The sequence below is a fragment of the Methylobacter tundripaludum SV96 genome, from assembly GCF_000190755.2.
GTDB classification, from domain to species: domain Bacteria; phylum Pseudomonadota; class Gammaproteobacteria; order Methylococcales; family Methylomonadaceae; genus Methylobacter_A; species Methylobacter_A tundripaludum.
In genome coordinates, this window is sequence record NZ_JH109152.1 from 568,992 (window position 1) to 588,587 (window position 19,596).

Sequence of the window (19,596 nt, forward strand, 5' to 3'; positions counted from 1 at the left end):
TACCGATTAGCTGAGTCAACGGTGAATCTTCATTTTTTTCACCGTTACTCAGTTCCGTCGATCGATATATTTCCTCTGCGGGTTTTGACTGTGACCGGCGCCTCTTACGATAAGATTAAACCGTTGTTTACTTTTCAATTGTAGACATCAAAGCGGATGAGCTTTTTTCGAAAGCTATTGATGAGGTTTTCTCTGCTGCCTTGGCATGCTCAGGCTGCTGAGCGTTAGCGGCGGCTTTATGATACATTGCGACTTGTTCATGAGCCGCCGCCGCCAAATGTTTCGCGGAGGTTTGTTCTTTAGAGGGCACCGTGGATCCCGGAGGCTATTGGCCAATGATTGTTCCTGTCGAAGAGCCAGTGGCTTGGTCCGTAGCAGCCATACCGGCGAATGGTAATGATTTAAGTTGTTGGGATTTTGTATTTTTATGCCGAAAGCGAGACTCGAACCCATACAGCGCGATAGCGTGAAGCATGTCGAAGAACGACTGTAAGGCTGGCAGGGACAAGATTGCAACGCCGAACTGACGCCCCAGTTCAGAAGACTAGCTATCACGCGCGCATATTCAAGACAGAGGCCAGCTTTGCGATGACGCGCTTTGGCTAGACGTAAGCCGCATTCGGCCCGGCATGAATCACCCAAAACATAATGTTTGAGAAAGGGATAAGTCCATGAAACGATACAGAGATTCGCGCTCAGTGCAGTTGCCACAGAAATGCTCCTCGGCCTGGATGGTTGGGCAGGCAAGTCGATGCAGAATAAGAACACCGTCATCGAAGGTATTGTCGCCCACAAAGTCAGTAAACCCAATTGATGATCGAGGTGCGATGCACCTGACCTACCCGGCTAGTGCACTGCGGGCACCCACGCGTCCGGACAAGTGTGCCGACCACGCTGGAAAATAATGATGATCGGCCGATTCCACTTTTCACTTGTCGTACTGATAGTCGCAGTCCTCAGTGGATGCGCTTCGCTTCCTCCCGGCATCGACTTTCCAAAAACCGCGTCTTCGGCGCTCTCTCATCCTGAGGAGACTCGGCTCGGTCGCCAGTTTGACAATACAGGACGCCAACAGGGTGGCAACTCTGGATTTCGTATCGTCCCGGTAGGCGCCGACGGGTTCCTGATCCGGATGCAAATGATCAATGCCGCAGAACGAACACTCGACCTTCAATATTTCATTTTTCGCGGGGACAAAACTGGCCAGCTGCTTACCGACGCTGTGCTGCATGCGGCTGATCGCGGGGTGCGCGTACGCGTGCTGATCGACGATGGCGAAACGGTGGCCGGTGACGATCAGATTACAGCGCTTGATGCGCATCCTGCAGTCGAGATTCGAGTTTTCAATCCATTCGCGTATCGCGGCCATACCAAGCTGTTTAGAGCCATGGAATTCATGTTCAATGCCTCCCGGCTCGACTACAGAATGCACAATAAATTGCTCGTTGTAGACAATGCAATAGCGCTCATAGGCGGACGCAATATAGGTGATCAATTCTTTCAGATCGACCCTGAGTCCCAATTCGCCGATGACGACGTATTTGCCGCCGGTCCTATCGCTCAACGGCTCTCGTCGACTTTCGACGAGTACTGGAACAGTGCCCTGTCGATTCCCGCCGAGGCGCTTTCAGGACAAAAGTCGTCTAATGCAGCGTTGGACGAGCTTCGCGAGGTATTGCACGAACATGACCAACAGTTGAAGACGGATGGTATCGACTATGTGAGGCGGGTTGCAACCGGCGAGCTATTTGACAGGATAATCTTCGGCCGCTTGCCCCTGATATGGGCGCACGCTGAACTGGTCTACGTGAAAGTGCCGCTATTTTTGCGAAAGCTTGTTTTGGGCATCCCAGCCCAAGCAAGCGGCAAAAATTACGCGGCAGCCAATGCCTCCGGCGGCCCCAGCCGTCCTGCTTCATTCGTTGGATACCCAGCAAGGGGTATCCAACATCATTCTCGCAATGACTCGACGCGATGTCGGAAAGCCTGCATTTTCACTACGCAAAAAGCGCTTCGTGAAAACACATGCGCTATCGCTTCTGCGGACTAAAAATCTTCGCTACGCGGTGCTCCGCTTCCAAGATTTTCAGCGATAGCCCCGACAAGAAGAAAGTGGAAAATGGAGCGATGATGGGTAGTCTGATGCAGCAGGCGGTGGCCAATGCCACCAACTCGGTGCAGTCCGAGTTGCTGATGGTCACGCCTTATCTGATACCGGGGGACGAAGGAATGCAGCTGTTCAAAGACCTGCGCCAACGCAACGTACGTGTACGCATCCTGACCAACTCACTCGAGTCATCGCCGATGTTGCTGGCGCAGTCTGGCTACATCCATTATCGTGTGCCTCTGCTTGAGAATGGCGTGGAGCTCTATGAGATCCGCTCACTTCTGGGTAATGCCAGAGGTAGCGGTGAAACGGCGGCGATATCGCGATATGGGAACTATTCCCTGCACGCGAAACTGTTTGTATTTGACCGCCAGAGGCTGTTTATAGGATCAATGAACTTCGACCAGCGATCGATGCACCTCAACACTGAGTTTGGCTTGATCATTGACAGTCCTGCGCTGGCCCAACAGGTTGCTGCGCGTTTCGAAGCCATGGTGCAGCCGGTCAATTCCTACAGGCTGGCATTGCGTCCGAACAGCGAGGGGGATCCAAGTTTAATGTGGAAAACCCAGGAAGGCGCAAAAGTCGTCGAGTACGATACAGAACCTGCTCGGAGTGACTGGCAAAGAATCAAGGTCAATATTTTATCTCTACTGCCACTGGATGATGAATTATGAACATACGATTGATAACGGGTTTGATGCTAATACTGGAACTCTTGCTGGTGCCAGTTGCGCGTGCGCAGCCCCCGGTAAATGTGCAAATAGAAGTGAACTTTCTGCTTGGCTTTGTCGAGGGATCTTCCGGATGTGAGCTTAATCGCAACGGCACCTGGCACAACTCGAAAGCGGCGCAAATGCATTTACGCGACAAATACAAATACCTGGTGGCAAGAAATATGATCAAAACCACCGAAGACTTTATTGAAAAGGCTGCCACGGAAAGCAGTCTTAGCGGTCAACCTTATGAGGTGAGTTGTAATGGTGGCGCAACCGTGACGAGCAAACAATGGCTGAGCGACGAACTTGCGCGTTTTAGGACTTTTTAGGGGACGGCGGTTCTGTCACCCAATGGGTCAAGCCGAGTGGTCAATGCCGACAGAAAAATCTCGATCAAGATCCCGGCAGCTCAAGTATCTCAACAACATGGAGCAGGAACCGAACAGGATGTTCTCGGGATCGTTGCCCTTGATCCTCATGTCTGATTTGCAAATGCCGTAGGTTTCCGGGTTTATCTCTTTGCCGTATAGGTACACACCAGCCTTGGCTTTGATCTCGTCTTTGGAGTCGGTGAGCATGCCACTGCTACTGCATGCGGGGTCGTAGATCGTGAGTGGGTTGTGTAACGGGTCCTTAATCGGAATGAAGACCAGTAAGGTCATCAACTTAATGACCTTACTGGACGTGAAATGCTCACGGCCGCTGCGAGACAGGGGCTCAAGAAGAACTCCGGGAGCGGCTATAACCGCTCACACCCTTTACCGAGTCCCGGAATTTTATGGACAAAAAACTCGGATAAGAATGTGAACAGATGTTAAATACAAATCCAAGTCGATTAACGATCTTATGTTGTTTATAAAACCGTCAACGCCTTCTAATCGCTTATACGCTGCTTTCACCGGTCGATGAAATATCTTCCGCATGGGCCTCTTCGAAGATTTCCTTCGCATTCGAACGCTCTTCGGAACTTTCCGTATGCACAGAAATCAAAGCGCTTCCTCCCTTGATCTTTCCCTCATAGCGTTTGGCTTCATATTCTGGAATGCCCAAGCCGACCAAAGCGCCGGTAATGCCGCCGGTAGCCGCACCCACTGCCGCACCGCTCAAGGCTCCCATGATCGGCCCGGCAGCAATAAATGGACCGACTCCAGGAATGGCCAGGCTACCGATACCCGCCAGCCATCCCAGCACAGCACCCACACCAATGCCGGTTGCTCCGCCGATAGCCGCCCCTTCGGGGGCCTTGGTGTGCTTTTCATGGGCGAAGTCCTTGGTACTGGATTTGTCCGGGAACAGCACGGAAATATCGTTATTCGAGAAACCGGCTGTTTTCAACTGGCTGACAATATGTTCTGCCTGTTCGATATTTTTGGCGATACAAAAAACTGCTTTTTTCATGATTTATCTCCTAATGCTGGTTAAGGTGCTTTGATTTCGAGTTGATTATCCACCTGCTTCACTCCCCGTATTTTTTTGGCGATTGATTGCAGTGTGTTTTTTTCCGCAGCATTTTCGACAGGGCCGCGTAGGGTTACAACACCGTTGCGGGTGATGATTTTGGCGTTGTGAGCGTCCAGTGACAGTGATTCGTCTTTGACGATGGTTCGGCGGATGGCCGCAGTGATCTTACGATCTCCAGGATTTGCGCCTTGATCTTCCGGGGTGAGAGTGGCGCCGCTACTGTCGCGAACATTGCGATCGGTATTTTCTAGATTCGAATTGGGGGGAGGTGTCGGCCTCTGTTGAACATTGCGTTCGATATGTTCGAGTTCTGAAGCACGAGGTTCTGCTGGCGGCGTATTAGTGATCGGTTCGTCTCGGGCGCAGCCGGTCACCAGCAACAGGCTCGCCGTCAAGGCGAATGTGAATAACCCTAATCGCTTCGGCATAGTGAAGTCCTTACGCTTAACTGAGTCGTCGGTGTTGTTTATGTTGTCCAGGGTTTGCATGGCGGTTCTCCTTTGAATGAATGTTAAATCAGGTAGTTACTCTTAAAAAACCGTAAAGACTTTGCTGAGACTGCGTTGCCTAATGCGGTATGAGTTGTTTTTCAATGCTTAACGATGACCTAGCCATAAGTTAAGACTTATTCGTTCAACTGTTCGATAGACTTACTGCTCGCCACGAACGGCAGGTCCAACCCTGCGCGTCGCGCCCATCAGCATGTTGAACGCGTCTAACGCACGAACAACGCAATCAGAATAATGATGGGGATGGGGATGCCGAGAAGGTACAAAAGTATTGAGCGCATTGTTTGTCTCCTAAGTTAGTTGTAAATGTAATTACATGTCACGCTGCCGGCCGCCATAAGTAGCCGCAAAGCTGGCGACGAATGCCCCGATGAGCAACGAGATGAACAGCCACAGCGACGCATAGACAAAAGCTTTGCGTGCGGAGTCGGCAGCTTCTTTAGCCGCAGTTTCCGCTTCGCTAAGCTTGGCCTGTATGCGTGCATAGGTATCAACCACTCGTTTTTCAGCATCCAGCTGTGTCAGACCGGTGCGCTGTGCGACAACCTGACCGACATACCGAAGGTCTTCTGCGGGCAATGGTCCCGTGTGAATGCTGTTCATGAAGATACGGGCAACTTCGGTTCTGTATACGGCAGCGCTTGGCTCAGAAATAACGCTAGACATGCCGCCGCTTTCGTCGGGAGTTAAAACGGTTACAGACACATTGACGTCCTTTCGGAACAGCGAATCCACGAAGTACTTCATAGGCTCCCATTTCGCCATTTCCGATCCACCCGCCATCCCGCTAGTTGTGGCGGTAGCCGCTGTAGTAGCGACTCCCCCAGCCTGAATTCCACCACTGACAATCGATCCAATCACGGATGTCAGTAGTGCGGCGGTTGCAAGCGCGGCGACCGCCCAAGCCAGGAAGCCGTGAGCAGTGTCGCGGAAGTAGACCTCGTCCGTATGTACCGAAACCCACTTTGTCCTCAGCCTGCCGGCGAGGTAGCCACCCATTCCTGAAGCAACGAGTTGCGTAAAGGTCAGCCACAGTATGGACGATACGCCGAAAGTGGTTGCACTTACGCCGCTGTAGGCCCAAGGCGACACCGAGGACAGACCTAAACCTGTTCCCAGCATCAAAAGAATCAACGCCAGGGCTGCTGTCGCCGCTGCTCCAGCAAAAATGGCGCTCCACGACACAGCACTTGCATTGGCATGCATGGATTCTGGGTAGACACCGGATAAGGTACGTTCACCCCCAAATTCGTTTACGACTGAGTTATTAGGATAGGTCATGATGAATCTCCTGAAAATTGCGTTTGAAATAGTATTGCGCGGGTCGTCGCCACGCATCTGTACGCCATCGTACATAACGGAAAATAAAGATTGAACAGCCCGACTTTGACATTGTTATGGACTCCTTATTGTTTGGACGGGGTAGTCCTAGGGAAGTCTGTCAATACGTTGATCGGCTACAACGCCAGCCGTTGCGATAAAGCGCAGAGCGTCCTCAACAGACATATCTAATTCCACCACATTTTCACGTGACACAATAACCGTGAATCCGCCCACCTGGTAACTGAATGGCAGAAATACGGCAATCTGGTTATCAGCAATAAAACCATATGAAAACTCCTTAAAATCCGAAACTGTAACAAAGCCTATCTGCTGTCCATTGCCGGTAGGCATTTTGACCAATACCACTTGCTTGAATTTTCCTTCCTGCTCACTGGAGAAAAGAGACATAAAATCACGGGTTGCCGTATATATGATTTTAATAAAGGGAATCTGTATCACCAGTGCTTCAAATTTATTGAATCGTGTCAGGAAAGCCTGGGACTCCAGAAAGCCTCCAACAAAAAACACCGCAACCAGTCCTAAAACAAACCCGAAGCCTTTTATGTACCAACTGTCTGGGAAGAAAAACTTGAAGATATTTCCCAGCACCAATTCCGCAGTGCCGGCAAGCCAGAAGAGCAAATAGAGGGTGAGTGTAATTGGGATAATAGCGATTAACCCTTTGATAAAAGTTTTGCTGATCGGTTTCATGTTAAATTTCCAATTAATGTAGTGTATGCGTTGGTAAGGCCCGCACCGGTTCGGGCAAATCATTTAAATTTTTATAGGGCATGTACTAAGATTTAGCGTTCCATTGATGTTACGCGTATTGAACCAGGGGCCATGGGCGACGCCGTCACGCGCCAGATTATGTTGCCGACATCATCGGCGACCAGCAACGCCGAATGCTTGTCGAGCGCGACGCCCACGGGCCGCCCGAATGCATCGCCATTGGCGCTAACAAAGCCCGTCAGCACATCGATCGGCTCTCCGAAGGGTTTGCCACCTCTAAAAGGTACAAAGATTACCCGGTAGCCACTACGTGGTTTGCGATTCCATGAACCGTGTTGACCGATGAAAGCCCCATTGTCGAGTGGTGTCGGCCATGCGGCACTCTTGGAAAAAGCCAAACCAAGTGAAGCGGTGTGTGGCCCGAGTGCATAATCCGGCATTCTGGCCTTGGCGACCAGGTCGGGTCGCTGAGGCTGCACTCGTTCGTCCAGATGCCGGCCATAGTAGCTGTAAGGCCAGCCGAAGAAACTACCGTCGGGTACCGAAGTTAGGTAATCCGGAACCAGATCGCTGCCAAGTTCATCGCGTTCATTGACCACGGTCCAAAGTGTCCCGCCATCCGGCTCCCAGGCTAGTCCGTTGGGATTGCGCAGACCTGACGCGTAAATGCGATAGTTTCCGCGTTTTGGATCTACCTCCCAGATGGCAGCGCGACCGACCTCTTGCTCAATGCCGTTTTCAGCGGCATTACTGTTCGATCCCACCGTCACATAGAGCCGTGCCCCGTCCCGACTGGCTATGAGGTTTTTGGTCCAGTGGTGATTGATTGGACCCGCCGGTAGATCCAGTACCTTGGTTCCCGGTTGAGTGATCCGAATTTCGCCTTCGATATAGGGAAACCTCACCACCGCATCCGAGTTGGCTACGTAGAAATCATTGCCAATCAGCGCCATGCCGAACGGCGAGTTTAGTCCGTCAATGAACACCGATCGAGTTTCGGCTACGCCGTCGCCATCGGCATCGCGCAGCAGGGTGATGCGATTGGCGCTGGCTACGCCCGCACCCGCTTGGTTCATGACCCGCTTCATTAACCAACCTTTGATGCCCTTGCCATCCTCCGGTTTTGGCGGTGCATTGGTCTCGGCGACCAATACGTCACCGTTGGGCAGCACATAAAGCCAGCGCGGGTGATCGAGTCCGGCGGCAAAGGCGTTTACGGCCATTCCTGGCGCCGCGACCGGTTTTTCATTCTCCGGCCAGCCCTTGGCTGGAGCGATGTTTACCGTGGGAATCAACGTCGGGTTGGGCGGCGGCAGTTGTGGATGAGGGCCGACGCCCGCGGAGATCGGCAACTGCGCCACCTCGCCACATGCCGTTAGAGCTGCCGCTATCAACGTGGATAACACTGAACGTTTTGGAGACATAGCCACAGAGTCCTATTTACGCTTAGGATATGGTCAGTAATAACTTCCCGATATGGATTAAGTGAAATTTTTCCGTTCGCCCTGAGCTTGTCGAAGGGTGAGCGGGAAAATTTCGGCCTACCGCGTCAAGCCGATCATGCTTCGACAAGCTCAGCACGAACGGCTCGATGATCCAAAATAGTGGTTTCGGGAAGTTATTTTCAACCAAATCCTTAGTGCTGAGCGCTCGCCATTTCCCGGCAACTTTTAGCACATTTCTCACAGGCCTCGACGCATTCATCCATATCGCCGATCTTCTTGCAATCCGCCGCACATGCCTCACAGACTTCGGCACAGACCTCGCAAAGACGATGCGAAAATTTGGAGCTACTGAGCTGCAAATTAGCCGATGTCTGGCAGATCTCGGCGCAGCTGATCATGAGACGGAAGTGTTCCGCCTCGACATGCTTTCCGCCGGTCTTAAGACAGTGGTTCATTGCGGATTGCAGGCAGACTTGATGACAATGACTACAAGCCTCTATACAGGCTTGCATGGCGTGTTCAGTATGAGTTGGCTGTTTCATGAAATTCTCCTACGTTAAAGAGCAAACGCGGTCGAAGATGGACAAGTCCTCTCGACCCAGGACCAAGCTTCGAAGCACTAGGGCGCGTCAAAACATGAAAGGACTTTAGCCGTAAAACTAGCCGCAGTCGGTTCGGTAGAACACATAGGCAGAGTAGGTTCTGCGTAAGCCGTAAGAGAAGAGTCTTCTGCGGGGTAAAAGTAGGTGTGTAATGGTCAGGGCAAACGCGCTTAAATTATAACCATTAAAAATCAAGTATTTAAAAATCACTATTTCATTATTTCATGCGTGGAATAACGAAACCAGAAAGAACTGAATTTCTTGTTCACTTAAGTAATCCACGAATTTGATTAATCAACGCAGTTTGCCTGCCGAATAACCACGAAAAGCGGTCCGTCGATTTTAGCGAACCAACTGGCACTACAGGCCGATTACGGACGTTGAGGGGTCGACATGTCAAACGATAATGAATATTTTCCAGTAGGCGTAGTTATGCACATAGCTGCAAAAAACGCCACATAAATGGGGTGCTAATCAACCAAAGGCTCTAAAATTCCTGGGAATTTATATCTGCGCTATCAGTCATAAAAACCGCGAATGTCAGTGTAATTCACGCGAATTGATGAAATATAGCAGGGCTGAACGTGACACATCCATATTCTTTGTGGTGATGGAGTCATTGTGACTTGCGTGGAGAGTATGATTTCCAGATGAAAAAATGATTAATTCCATCGGGTTGTAAGTTCTCAAAAAACCACCTCTAAAATGTAGTGGTTCAAACCTAATCTGACAGTTACTGATTTTTAGAAGTGTCTGTCAGGTTAAATTTAGCCTATAAATTTTTCTGTTGTAACTGCTTTATTCTGCTAACAGTGTAGCAATAGCAGGCTTGGCATTACACTGCACTATTGCTTCTGCTAGTTGTAATTCATTCAATTTATGTTTGATAGCTTCAGTGCCATTGAAGTTAAACACTTGATAATCCTTTTTGGCAAAAGTAACGATTTGGCACTTCTTGAATGGCATATTTTCAAACGGCATTTTTGTAGAATCCAGATTCAATGGTGCAGTCCCTTCCAAACTGGGAGCATAAATCAAAAATTCACCTTTCATCGCGAGTACAGCACGATATTGATTGACAGTGGTCAAATATAAATAGCCTGCTTCAACCTCTTTTTCTTTTAATCTCATCTTGTTAAGTTCTTTGATTTATTTCATTCCAGTTGAGCACCTGCCGGAGCCTTTATTCACTCAACGGACGATTAAGTTCAGTGCGCCATGTATCCGGATCTGGATTGGACCCAGGGTCTGTTAGATAGCATTCCCATAGGCTTTCTTGCACATTAAGCCCCTCGGTTTCAATCCATTTGCAAAACTCACCCCAGGCTGCACCAAGCCCTTCATAACTACCTTGATAAATAGTCCGGACGACTTTTACGGCGGGCAATTTGCTCATCTTAATGCGACCGGCAGGAGTGATTGGCTGATTAACGGGGAAACCCACCTCGAAATCAAAAATGTCGGTTGGTCTTTTCTGGTGGTAAGAAAAGCACGGTCCGTTAATAGTGACGCCTTGAGCAGCAATGGTGGACATTATTTCAGCAATGGCAGGTCCCATGACATTGCTGATTTCAGCACGGGGAACGGTGAGATGAATGACTGCTGTTAATTGTTCTTCTGTTTGAATGAGCTGTGGTGTATCAATCATATAACCTCCAAAGATAATGATCAGGCGTCGTGCCATCAAGTAAATTGACTGGCAACTTTAAACTTCAGTTCATGGCCGACTGCGACCAGCCGCGGAAGTCAGTAATAGTTTACGATCATGCATCACTGGTGGCTTTGCCGGTCGACATGCGTAATTAGCTGGCTACCAGCATCAAGTTATCTAGATAGTCGTTTTTCCTGGCTAGATATTCATCGACAAATGCCTGCATCGGCTCAGCTTCATAATCACTCGGCACACTGATCGCTAGTTTTTTAAAGCCTGTGCCGACCACATCTCCGCCCGCCTTGATCTGAAAGTGTAAAAAAGCCGAAGCGCGTTTGCCGTTGACTTCTATCTTCGGTTCCAGCATTTCCACGGACGCTTGCTGAAAATCAAGATGATCAAATGACAGGGTCATGCTTTCGTAAATGACTAGTGGCCGGTTGATGTTAAACATAACATTTTCTTGGGCTAATAACGGCACCAGCACATAGGGAAAATTTTGCCCTGAAAAAGCCACATAATCGCGAATAAAGCTTTCAATCAATACTGAATCCCGACTAATGCTTCCTGAACGTTCGATCTGCAAATAGGTTTTCCCCTGATTGTCGTTCACATCAATCAGCTCGGCATCGGTGTCGGGAAAGTTCAATAATACGTCATGTCCGACCATGCCGGAAAAGATAAAGTGCATATTTTGACTAAGACCATATTTCTCCAATGCCATTGAAAACAACAAATCGCCTGGCACGCAAAAACGTTTGGCGTCAACATCGTGTAAAGGGTTGAAATCATGTGCCACTTCTTTGGCAAACATACTGGCTTGTTCGGCGACAATACTGACACTGCCATCATGAATACTATAAAAATCTTTTAAAAACATATTGTTATTTACTAATATGGGTGCAAGGAATAATTCTACGTCAGTAAGTGCTCATGTCCGGTTTCATTAACCAGTTCCGCAGAGAATCTGTAGGGAGCTGCATCATATCCTCCTAATTAAATTCAAACAATTCTATTGCTTATAGATTAGTGTAATTGAAAAGCTGCATGCGGCTGATATGATGAGAAACAGTTATTATCGAATAGCAGATGCTCAAAACTTAATTGAAAGAATCAAAAATGTTTTATGTTACGGAATCCTATACATTCGAAGATATTATAAAAAAATCACGATTTATCAGTGTTATTTTTCCCTGCACCAGCGATCAAGTTGTTTTGCCTCAATTAAAAACGTTACAAGCCGAACATCCACACGCCAATCATATTGCCTTTGCCTACCGTATAAAAACAAATGAAGGCATTATTTATCGGTTTCATGATGCAGGTGAGCCTACAGGTACAGCAGGAAAACCGATTTTTCAATACATTGAAGGTAAAAATATCATTAATGCACTCGTTGTAGTGATCCGCTATTTTGGTGGCGTGAAGCTGGGGGCCGGAGGACTTACCAGAGCTTATGGACATATGGCGAAACAGGTGATTGATGCATCGACATTACAACCTTATATAGAAATGACAACACTTCATTTCACGCTTGATTATGAAAAATTTCAGTCTTTTGATTACGCATTGAAAAAAGTTAATGGACAAATTATTGAGCAAGTATTTGCCGGACAAATTCATCTAACCGTTACACTGCCTGTTGAAAAGCAATGGGACTTGGAAAGCCAATTTACTCCTGTATAACCTGCTGCATGAATAAGAAACTTGATGCTAGAGTTATTATCAATGATAGACAAGATGTAATCCAAAGAAGACAGAAGGACCAGAGAGTACCAATAAAAAAGGCCCCGATCTGATCAGAGTCCTTAGAATGTAAAACGGCGTTGAATTTTTTGCACATTCATCATCTATATTTACCGGTCAATTGGGATGGTGGATGTAATTTAAACAATAAGATAGTGATAACTAGTGGAAGGGTTTGACGCTCTTTTCGGATGAAACTGGCAAAATTTTAACGCTTTTTGCCATGTTCTGGTGCGTTAGCGTACAGACCCTACTGGGAGTTTGGCGTATCGTAAAATCATAATGGTGAATAAGCATCGACAAAAACATTGCGGCAGAGAATTTATCCAGCTGTGAGTCCTTAGTTGGTTAACCGAGATGTGATAAACGGATGCACAGCTCCTGTTCATGTCGCTCTGACTTACACCATTTTTTTGGGAATCGGGTAGTGGTGTTTGACGAACTTTTTTTGGAAAGCTGACCTCTCACCAACTGTGCCGCGTTATAAACAATTGAAATACTGAACCGCGCGCAACACCATCAGCGTCACCGTCCACCGATGTCATCAGGTCGTCGACAGGGATAGGGTGTCTTTGGCCCCCAGGCATGAATACCCTGCGCGGTGCCAAATGCTATACAGATTATTTGTCCGTAATTTCCCTCGACAGGAGAGAACAATGTCATATCAAATAGTTCAACATTACGACGCTTCGCTCGACGACGAGAAACCCCGATTGATTTTCAGTTCAAAGCGCTTGTCTTGGAAGGTGATGATAGCGCTCAGCGCTATCGTGTCCTTGCGCAAATGGCTTTTAAGCGTCTCGCGAATAACTTTGATCAGCGCCTTGGCTCTTTCCGGCTGTAGCTCTGAATACTCAAGCGAGCAAGACAAACAAACGCCGCAAGGGAAAGAAAGTGCTGCCGCCAAACCTGTTCACAAGGAGGTCGGCGAGGCATCATGGTATGGGCCGGGATTCCAAGGTCAGGAGACCTCCAATGGCGAGACTTTTGACCAGAAAAAGATGACGGCCGCCCATCCAAGTTTACCGATGGGGACTGAAGCCAAAGTGACTAACCTTGAGAATGGCAAGAAGGTGGAGGTCAGGATCAATGACCGTGGACCTTATGCCGAGAATCGCGTTATCGATCTTTCCAGCGCAGCGGCTAATAAGCTTGAAATGAAAGAGGGGGGCACCACTCAGGTCAAAATCGAGACTAAGTCCACCAAGAAGAAGGCCAGCACCGTCCAGTCCAGAAAAACAAAACGGGGAGAAAAAAGCGGTACACCATCGAATAGACGGTAATGGGTTAAATCTGCGGAAAATACCCCATCACCCGCATTAAATACGCAACCATTATTAATGGTTCGGCGTATTAGCCGGTCGTATTCGCTTGGAAAAATCAGGTGCCTGATCGGCGGCTTGAGCCAATGTATTGATATAAGCCTGTCGTCGCAATTCTGATAAAGACAGCTGCTGTTCAAGCAGCTTCGACTCATAGAGGTATTCCGGCAGGTAACCGCTCAGCAGAATTTTCCAGGAAAACGGCAAATGTTCAGTATTACCCCATGAACGGACCCAAATAGCCGTAGTGCAATTGTCCAGCAAGGTATTATAAAACTGCGGTTTTTCGTGTAATTCATTGATCTTTTTCAGGTAATCCAGAAACAAGCGTTGTCCGTTCTCCCTGGAGCCCTTTAGTTGGTATAGATAACCCTCTTCGGGAGGATTTTTGCGATAGTTGCTACGCAATCGAATGACATCGCGCTCGTCGGCCACGATGTAAATAAGCTCGTATTGGCGGAAAAATCCTTTAATTGTCGAATATTCCTCATTCAACTCTTTGCGAGTCTCAATCGAGACCGCCAGGAAATCCTGTTCACCGAAATTAAAACTTATGATCGTATGCGCTATGGCAGGTCCCATCCAATAAAAGGCGAAGAGATCCACGCCATCGAGCTTGGTTACATCATAGGATTTATCGTAATAGGCCGGTTGGTAGTCAAATTCACTCCGATAATTGAAGTTGCGGATATTGTGTACCGTGACGGTGCTCCCATCAAAAGTAGCATAGGGAAGTTGGATGGTATCCGGTTGCCAAGCTCGATCATTCGAAGGCGCAATTCCTAACCACCAAACCAGGATGCCGACAAACAGTATTAAATGTCCCAGAACCCATTGAATGCGCCAACGAAACCATAAAACACCCATTAATACCGCAAAACCAAACAAGCCAAATGCCGTAGCCACATATGCTTGAGCCAATCCTGTCCGGGAATCGCCATAATATACAGCCAACACTCCCCAAACTGTTGTTCCAATCAGCATGACTGAAAGAAAAAATCCTTTGATTGATTTGTTCATAATCCCACCCAAGCCTAAGCGAGCAACCACGTCCCCGATGCTTCAACGTGCCATTGAATCAAAATATGCTTTATAGGCAATTGAATTTTCCAATGGTAAATAATGGAATACGGGTATCAAATACGGTTGACTGATTTTTTCAACAGTACACACCGCCTCAAACCTTGAATCGGAAATAAATCAATCAACTGGAAGTTCAGTTCAAACTGGAAATCGAAACCTTGATGAAGCTTAATGTGCAATTATTTTATTGTTGTAACGATCTACAAATTATCGGTCGATTTATCGTTGGGGCGCATCGTGTCGGTCACGTCCTTGCCGATCCCTCGGTAGCCGGTAAAGCGGCCGCAATGGTCAAACATCGGTTCCCCGCTCACCATTAAATACTGCCGCGAGCCGTCGGGGTTGGTCCGGCTGTAGACGAAGTCAAGGAAGGGGCGTCTGGCTGCCAGGTTCGCTTCAAGTATTTCTTGTTCTGCTTCGTTCCAGAGGATTCCCTGATCTTGCCTCGTTTCGCCCAACGCGTCATCGACCCGGATTCCGAGCATTTCAAGCACCGGGCCGTAAACCTTGGTGAAATGTCCGTTCTCGTCCTGTTCCCAATACCAGTCGGACGACAGCTCAGTCAGACGGCGAAAACGCGCTTCGCTTTCACATAGTTCGGCGGTCCGTTCCAGCACGGTTTGTTCCAGCTCCTTGTTGTAATTACTTAGCTTTTTGTACAATAGCCGCACTTCCAGCAGGTTGTGGATGCGCGTCCGCACTTCGACCAGATCAAACGGTTTGCTGACAAAGTCTTTCGCGCCGGCAGCGAGCGCCCGCAGCTTGTGGCCCGGTTGGGCAGTAATCACGAGTACTGGAAGGTAGCCATCCGTTTCAATTTCCTTAAGGCCTTCCATTACCTGGAAGCCATCCATGTCAGGCATCTGCAGATCGAGCAGGATCAGGTCGTAGCGGTTTTTGCGATGCAGCTCGCAGACCGCATAGGGATCTATCGTCGACGCAATGCAAGCATAACCGACATCGCGTAGCATTTCCTCAAGCAAAAGCACATTGGATTGCTGATCGTCAACGATCAGAATGCCGGCGTTAAGAATTTCTTGTTCGCTAATCATCGTATTTGTCCGTTTTATTGGTATTGACCAAGCCTATTTCAGAAAGTTTCAGAGCATCGTCCAAGGCGTTCATAAATTCATTGACCTGAATGGGTTTGGTGAGATACCGGAAGAATCCCGCCTCCAGTCCCTTCTCGATATCGCGCGGCATGGCATTGGCACTGATGGCAACGACGGGGATATGCATTGTTGCCGGATCTTTGCGTAGAATTTTCAGGGCTTGGATGCCGCTGATACCCGGCAAATTGATGTCCATCAGGATCACATCAGGGAGATGGGCGCGCGCCAGCGCTATGCCAAGATTGCCATCACGCGCGCTCAGCATGCGTACCTGTGGGTGGCTCTCAATTATTTGCTCGACCAGCATCAGGTTGGCCGGATTGTCTTCCACATAGAGCAGGATGCGCGGCGTCGCGTTTTCCTGGGTTTGCAGCGCGGGTTCAGAGGACATTGCATTTCCAGCGGCAAGTTGCGGTGTAACATCCCTGAGCAGGTCGATCCAGAATTCGCTGCCCACTCCGACGGTACTTTCTACGCCGATGGCGCCTCCCATCAATTCAACCAGTTGCTTGGTGACCACCAGGCCGATGCCCGTACCTTCCTTGCCGCTAGACTCTTGCCCGAGACGATTGAACGGCTGAAAGAGCTGTGCCAGTTTTTCCGGAGCCAATCCCTCACCGGTGTCTTTGACGCTGATGCGTAAGCGTTCCGGCGTGCTCTCGATGCACTTTACCTCGACCGTTCCATGCTCGCGGTTGTATTTGATCGCATTGGAAAGCAGGTTGATCAGAACCTGCTTTACCCGGGTTCGATCGGCACTGGCAAACCAGGTTTCGTCGAAGGGGATAAAGGTCAGTTTGATATCACGCTGTTGCGCCTGCGGTTCGATCATGGCCTGGCATTCGATGATGACATCGATCAGCGCCACAGGTTCTCGGGACAGCGATAGCTTGCCGGACTCGATCAACGCAAGATCGAGGATTTCGTTAATGAGTTCCAGCAGATACCATCCTGCTTTGATAATCTGGTGCAGCCTTATCTTTTGGGCATCTGTTGGCGGCGGCGACCCGGCCTCCAACAACTGGGCGAAGCCGAGGATAGCATTGAGCGGGGTGCGCAGCTCATGGCTCATGCTGGAAAGGAAATCCGATTTGGCAAGGTTGGCTTTTTCCGCCACAGATTTGGCCCTCTCCAGCTCCTGATCCAGGCGTTTGCGTTCGGTCAGATCCCGTGTCAGCTTGGCGTAGCCGCGCAGATTGCCGCTCTGATCGCGTATCGCCGTATAGACCACATTGGCCCAGAAGGTCGAGCCGTTCTTGCGCACCCGCCAACCTTCGTCCTCGAACCGTCCCCTGGCGGTTACGATGTCCAGGTCCCGCTGCGGTGTGCCGCGTTCGATGTCTTCAAGCGGATAAAATCTGGAGAAATGCTGACCGACGATTTCCTCGGCACTGTAGCCCTTGATCCGTTGCGCGCCGCTGTTCCAGCTCACTACGCGGCCCTCCGGATCCAGCATGACAATGGCGTAATCGGTCACGCTTTCCACCATCAACCGGAAACTCTCCTCAGTCCACCGCAGTTGCTCTTCAACCTGTTTCCGCGCGGAATTGTCGGTGCCGATCAACAGATAGCCGATGATGGCATTTTGAGCATCGCGTAGCGCCGTGACCGACACGACCGCCGGAAAGCGACTGCCGTCTTTGCGGATATAGGTCAGCTCGTAAATATCCTCGATGCCGCGCGAGGCCTTGAACACCAGCGCCTCGAAGCCCGGCTCAATCGGGGTGCCGAGCTCGACGCTCAACGCCTTGGCACGCGCGACCACTTCCTGAGGATCGGAAATTTCAGCCGGGGTAATCTTGTTCATCACTTCGGCGGCGGTGTAGCCCAGCATCCGCTCAGCGCCGACGTTGAAGATCTGAATCACGCCCTTCGCGTCGGTGGCGATACTCGAGAAGTTGGCGCTGTTGAAAATTGCGCTCTGTAGGGCGCCCGCCTTGATCTCGGTGCCAATGAGCAGGTAGCCGATGATGGTGTCCTGCGCATCGCGCAACGCCGTGACCGATACCACCGCCGGAAAGCGGCTGCCGTCCTTGCGGATATAGGTCAGCTCGTAGATATCCTCGATGCCGCGCGAGGCCTTGAACACCAGCGCCTCGAAGCCCGGCTCAATCGGGGTGCCGAGCTCGACGCTCAACGCCTTGGCACGCGCGATCACTTCCTGCGGGTCGGAAATTTCAGCCGGGGTGATCTTGTTCATCACGTCGGCGGCGGTATAGCCCAGCATGTGTTCCGCGCCGACGTTGAAGATCTGAATGACGCCCTTCGCGTCGGTGGCGATGCTTGAGAAATTGGCGCTGTTAAAAATTGCATTCTGCAATGCACTCGCCTTGAACAGAGCTTCTTCCGTCCGCTTGCGTTCGCTGATATCCATCATCACGATGCGGATTACGGGTGTATCATTGTCCTGCGCTGCACTGATAGACAGCTGCACCCAGGCTGGCGTTCCGTCGGCTTTCACCATCCGCAGCTCGCCTGTCTGGAGTTCGTCGGTCTTAGTGAGCCGTTCGTGCAGCCGGTAGTAGATGTCCGCATCTTCCTTGAAGATAAAACGGAATATTGGCGGCTTGACCAGTCCCTTAGTCAAGCCCAGCAAGGTGGCGGCAGTGATATTGGCCTCCAGAATCTGACCCTGCTCGCTTAAGGTGCAATAGCCCATCGGAGCCAGATTATAGAGATCGAAATAGCGCGTCCTCAAGATGCTCAGCGCCATCTGCGAATCGCGTAGCTCCTCGTTCTGCAGCTCCAACTCGACCTGCTGCACTTGCAAGGTATGCTGCACTGCATATTCCCCGGAGACATCGCGGAACACCAGCACAGCGCCGATCATCTGAGCATCGCGGTCGCGAATCGGTGCGCAACTGTCGGCGATATCGCACTCGCTGCCATCGCGTGCAATCAGTACGGTGTGATTGGCCAGGCCCTGTATCGTGCCATGCGCCAAGGTTTCCATGACCGGGATAGCGGCGGGTTGACGGGTAGCTTTGTTGACGATGTGAAAAATCTCGTCCACCGGGCGACCGGCGGCTGATACCTGCGTCCAACCGGTGAGCTGTTCGGCAAGGGGATTCATGAGTGTTATACGCGCTTCGGCATCGGTGGCTATCACTGCATCGCCGATGGAGTTGAGCGTAACTGCAAGCCTTTCCTCACTGGCCTGCAAGGCGTTGGTCTGTTGTTGTTGTTGTTTATTCGTTTCCTCCTGAATCTCAAGCAAACGCTGTCGTTCTGCTTCGACCAGCTTGCGCGCGGTGTTGTCGGTGCCGATCAATAGATAGCCGATGATTCCACCTTGAGCATCGCGTAGCGCCGTGACCGATACGATAGCCGGGAAGCGACTGCCGTCCTTGCGGATGTAGGTCAACTCGTAAATATCCTCAATGCCGCGTGAGGCTTTGAATACCAATGCCTCGAAGCCCGGCGTAATCGGGGTTCCGAGTTCGACGCTTAATGCTTCAGCGCGCGCAATCACTTCCTGCGGATCGGAAATATCGGCCGGGGTGATCTTGTTCAGGACATCGACGGACATGTAGCCCAGCATACGCTCGGCACCGACATTGAATATTTGAATGACGCCATTTTCGTCGGTGGCGATACTTGAGAAATTGGCGCTATTGAGGATCGCGTTCTGCAAGGCTCCTGTTTTAAGCAGTGCCTTCTGGCGTCGGACCTCGGTGATGCCTTCAACTGAGCCTGGAGCGGGCTTGATAATGGAGGAATCGAGATTTTTTTCGGACATGGTTTACCTTTATGCAAATTGTGGAATTGGTCTGGAGACGGACCA

Annotated in this window: 19 protein-coding genes; 5 read left to right on the forward strand and 14 right to left on the reverse strand. The window is 50.0% G+C overall.

What is annotated here, in order from left to right; genetic code table 11:
* Window positions 1-127 precede the first annotated feature (127 nt).
* Window positions 128-310 carry a hypothetical protein gene (locus METTU_RS02605; RefSeq protein WP_040579562.1) on the reverse strand — a complete coding sequence of 61 codons (183 nt, stop codon included), beginning with the start codon at window positions 308-310 and terminating at the stop codon, window positions 128-130.
* Window positions 311-904: 594 nt separating this feature from the next.
* On the opposite strand from METTU_RS02605, the gene METTU_RS21530 reads away from it, so the two are divergent.
* The 3 genes from METTU_RS21530 to METTU_RS02620 are packed head-to-tail and all read left to right on the forward strand — an operon-like array spanning window position 905 to window position 3,155.
* Window positions 905-2,050, forward strand: a complete 1,146-nt coding sequence (locus tag METTU_RS21530; protein WP_217182761.1) for a phospholipase D-like domain-containing protein — start codon at window positions 905-907, stop codon at window positions 2,048-2,050.
* A complete protein-coding gene (locus METTU_RS02615; protein WP_081466859.1) occupies window positions 2,026-2,784 on the forward strand; it encodes a phospholipase D-like domain-containing protein in 759 nt (252 codons plus the stop codon). The genes METTU_RS21530 and METTU_RS02615 overlap by 25 nt, the downstream gene beginning before the upstream one ends.
* Window positions 2,781-3,155: a YfeK family protein gene (locus tag METTU_RS02620; RefSeq protein ID WP_006889741.1), complete on the forward strand. Its 375-nt coding sequence runs from the start codon at window positions 2,781-2,783 to the stop codon at window positions 3,153-3,155. The genes METTU_RS02615 and METTU_RS02620 overlap by 4 nt, the downstream gene beginning before the upstream one ends.
* 27 nt (window positions 3,156-3,182) lie before the next feature.
* Here the strand turns inward: METTU_RS02620 and METTU_RS22110 are convergent, their stop codons facing one another.
* The 10 genes from METTU_RS22110 to METTU_RS02670 form a co-directional block, all read right to left on the reverse strand.
* Window positions 3,183-3,569, reverse strand: coding sequence for an N-6 DNA methylase (locus tag METTU_RS22110; RefSeq protein WP_367301500.1), 387 nt, complete (start codon window positions 3,567-3,569; stop codon window positions 3,183-3,185).
* A gap of 139 nt (window positions 3,570-3,708) precedes the next feature.
* Window positions 3,709-4,224 (reverse strand): hypothetical protein, encoded by a 516-nt coding sequence (locus tag METTU_RS02630; protein WP_006889742.1) that lies wholly within the window; start codon window positions 4,222-4,224, stop codon window positions 3,709-3,711.
* Window positions 4,225-4,244: 20 nt separating this feature from the next.
* The gene (locus METTU_RS02635) at window positions 4,245-4,775 is read right to left on the reverse strand and encodes a BON domain-containing protein (protein WP_006889743.1); all 531 of its coding nucleotides are present in this window, start codon (window positions 4,773-4,775) and stop codon (window positions 4,245-4,247) included.
* A gap of 333 nt (window positions 4,776-5,108) precedes the next feature.
* Window positions 5,109-6,077 carry a hypothetical protein gene (locus METTU_RS02640; RefSeq protein ID WP_006889744.1) on the reverse strand — a complete coding sequence of 323 codons (969 nt, stop codon included), beginning with the start codon at window positions 6,075-6,077 and terminating at the stop codon, window positions 5,109-5,111.
* 147 nt (window positions 6,078-6,224) lie between these two features.
* Window positions 6,225-6,830: a DUF502 domain-containing protein gene (locus METTU_RS02645; protein WP_006889745.1), complete on the reverse strand. Its 606-nt coding sequence runs from the start codon at window positions 6,828-6,830 to the stop codon at window positions 6,225-6,227.
* A gap of 92 nt (window positions 6,831-6,922) precedes the next feature.
* Window positions 6,923-8,275, reverse strand: a complete 1,353-nt coding sequence (locus tag METTU_RS02650) for a PQQ-dependent sugar dehydrogenase (RefSeq protein ID WP_006889746.1) — start codon at window positions 8,273-8,275, stop codon at window positions 6,923-6,925.
* Window positions 8,276-8,487: 212 nt separating this feature from the next.
* Complete coding sequence (locus METTU_RS22115) at window positions 8,488-8,838, reverse strand: four-helix bundle copper-binding protein (protein ID WP_006889747.1); 351 nt, start codon at window positions 8,836-8,838, stop codon at window positions 8,488-8,490.
* An 858-nt stretch (window positions 8,839-9,696) separates the two neighbouring features.
* Window positions 9,697-10,029: a hypothetical protein gene (locus METTU_RS02660; RefSeq protein ID WP_006889748.1), complete on the reverse strand. Its 333-nt coding sequence runs from the start codon at window positions 10,027-10,029 to the stop codon at window positions 9,697-9,699.
* 52 nt (window positions 10,030-10,081) lie between these two features.
* Window positions 10,082-10,546, reverse strand: a complete 465-nt coding sequence (locus tag METTU_RS02665; RefSeq protein WP_006889749.1) for a GyrI-like domain-containing protein — start codon at window positions 10,544-10,546, stop codon at window positions 10,082-10,084.
* Between the two features lie 154 nt (window positions 10,547-10,700).
* Window positions 10,701-11,429: a DUF3581 domain-containing protein gene (locus tag METTU_RS02670; RefSeq protein WP_006889750.1), complete on the reverse strand. Its 729-nt coding sequence runs from the start codon at window positions 11,427-11,429 to the stop codon at window positions 10,701-10,703.
* A 224-nt stretch (window positions 11,430-11,653) separates the two neighbouring features.
* Here METTU_RS02670 and METTU_RS02675 point away from each other — a divergent pair, with 224 nt between their 5' ends.
* Together METTU_RS02675 and METTU_RS02680 are read left to right on the forward strand one after the other, a co-directional pair.
* Window positions 11,654-12,235, forward strand: coding sequence for an IMPACT family protein (locus METTU_RS02675; protein ID WP_436969935.1), 582 nt, complete (start codon window positions 11,654-11,656; stop codon window positions 12,233-12,235).
* 716 nt (window positions 12,236-12,951) lie between these two features.
* Window positions 12,952-13,578, forward strand: coding sequence for a septal ring lytic transglycosylase RlpA family protein (locus METTU_RS02680; protein WP_006889752.1), 627 nt, complete (start codon window positions 12,952-12,954; stop codon window positions 13,576-13,578).
* Window positions 13,579-13,632: 54 nt separating this feature from the next.
* On the opposite strand, the gene METTU_RS02685 is transcribed toward METTU_RS02680, so the two are convergent.
* The 3 genes from METTU_RS02685 to METTU_RS23935 all read right to left on the reverse strand — a co-directional run bounded on the left by METTU_RS02685 (window position 13,633) and on the right by METTU_RS23935 (window position 19,551).
* Window positions 13,633-14,637 (reverse strand): Lnb N-terminal periplasmic domain-containing protein, encoded by a 1,005-nt coding sequence (locus METTU_RS02685; protein WP_006889753.1) that lies wholly within the window; start codon window positions 14,635-14,637, stop codon window positions 13,633-13,635.
* A 263-nt stretch (window positions 14,638-14,900) separates the two neighbouring features.
* A complete protein-coding gene (locus METTU_RS02690) occupies window positions 14,901-15,752 on the reverse strand; it encodes a response regulator (RefSeq protein WP_006889754.1) in 852 nt (283 codons plus the stop codon).
* A complete protein-coding gene (locus METTU_RS23935) occupies window positions 15,745-19,551 on the reverse strand; it encodes a PAS domain S-box protein (protein WP_006889755.1) in 3,807 nt (1,268 codons plus the stop codon). The genes METTU_RS02690 and METTU_RS23935 overlap by 8 nt, the downstream gene beginning before the upstream one ends.
* Window positions 19,552-19,596: the final 45 nt, after the last annotated feature.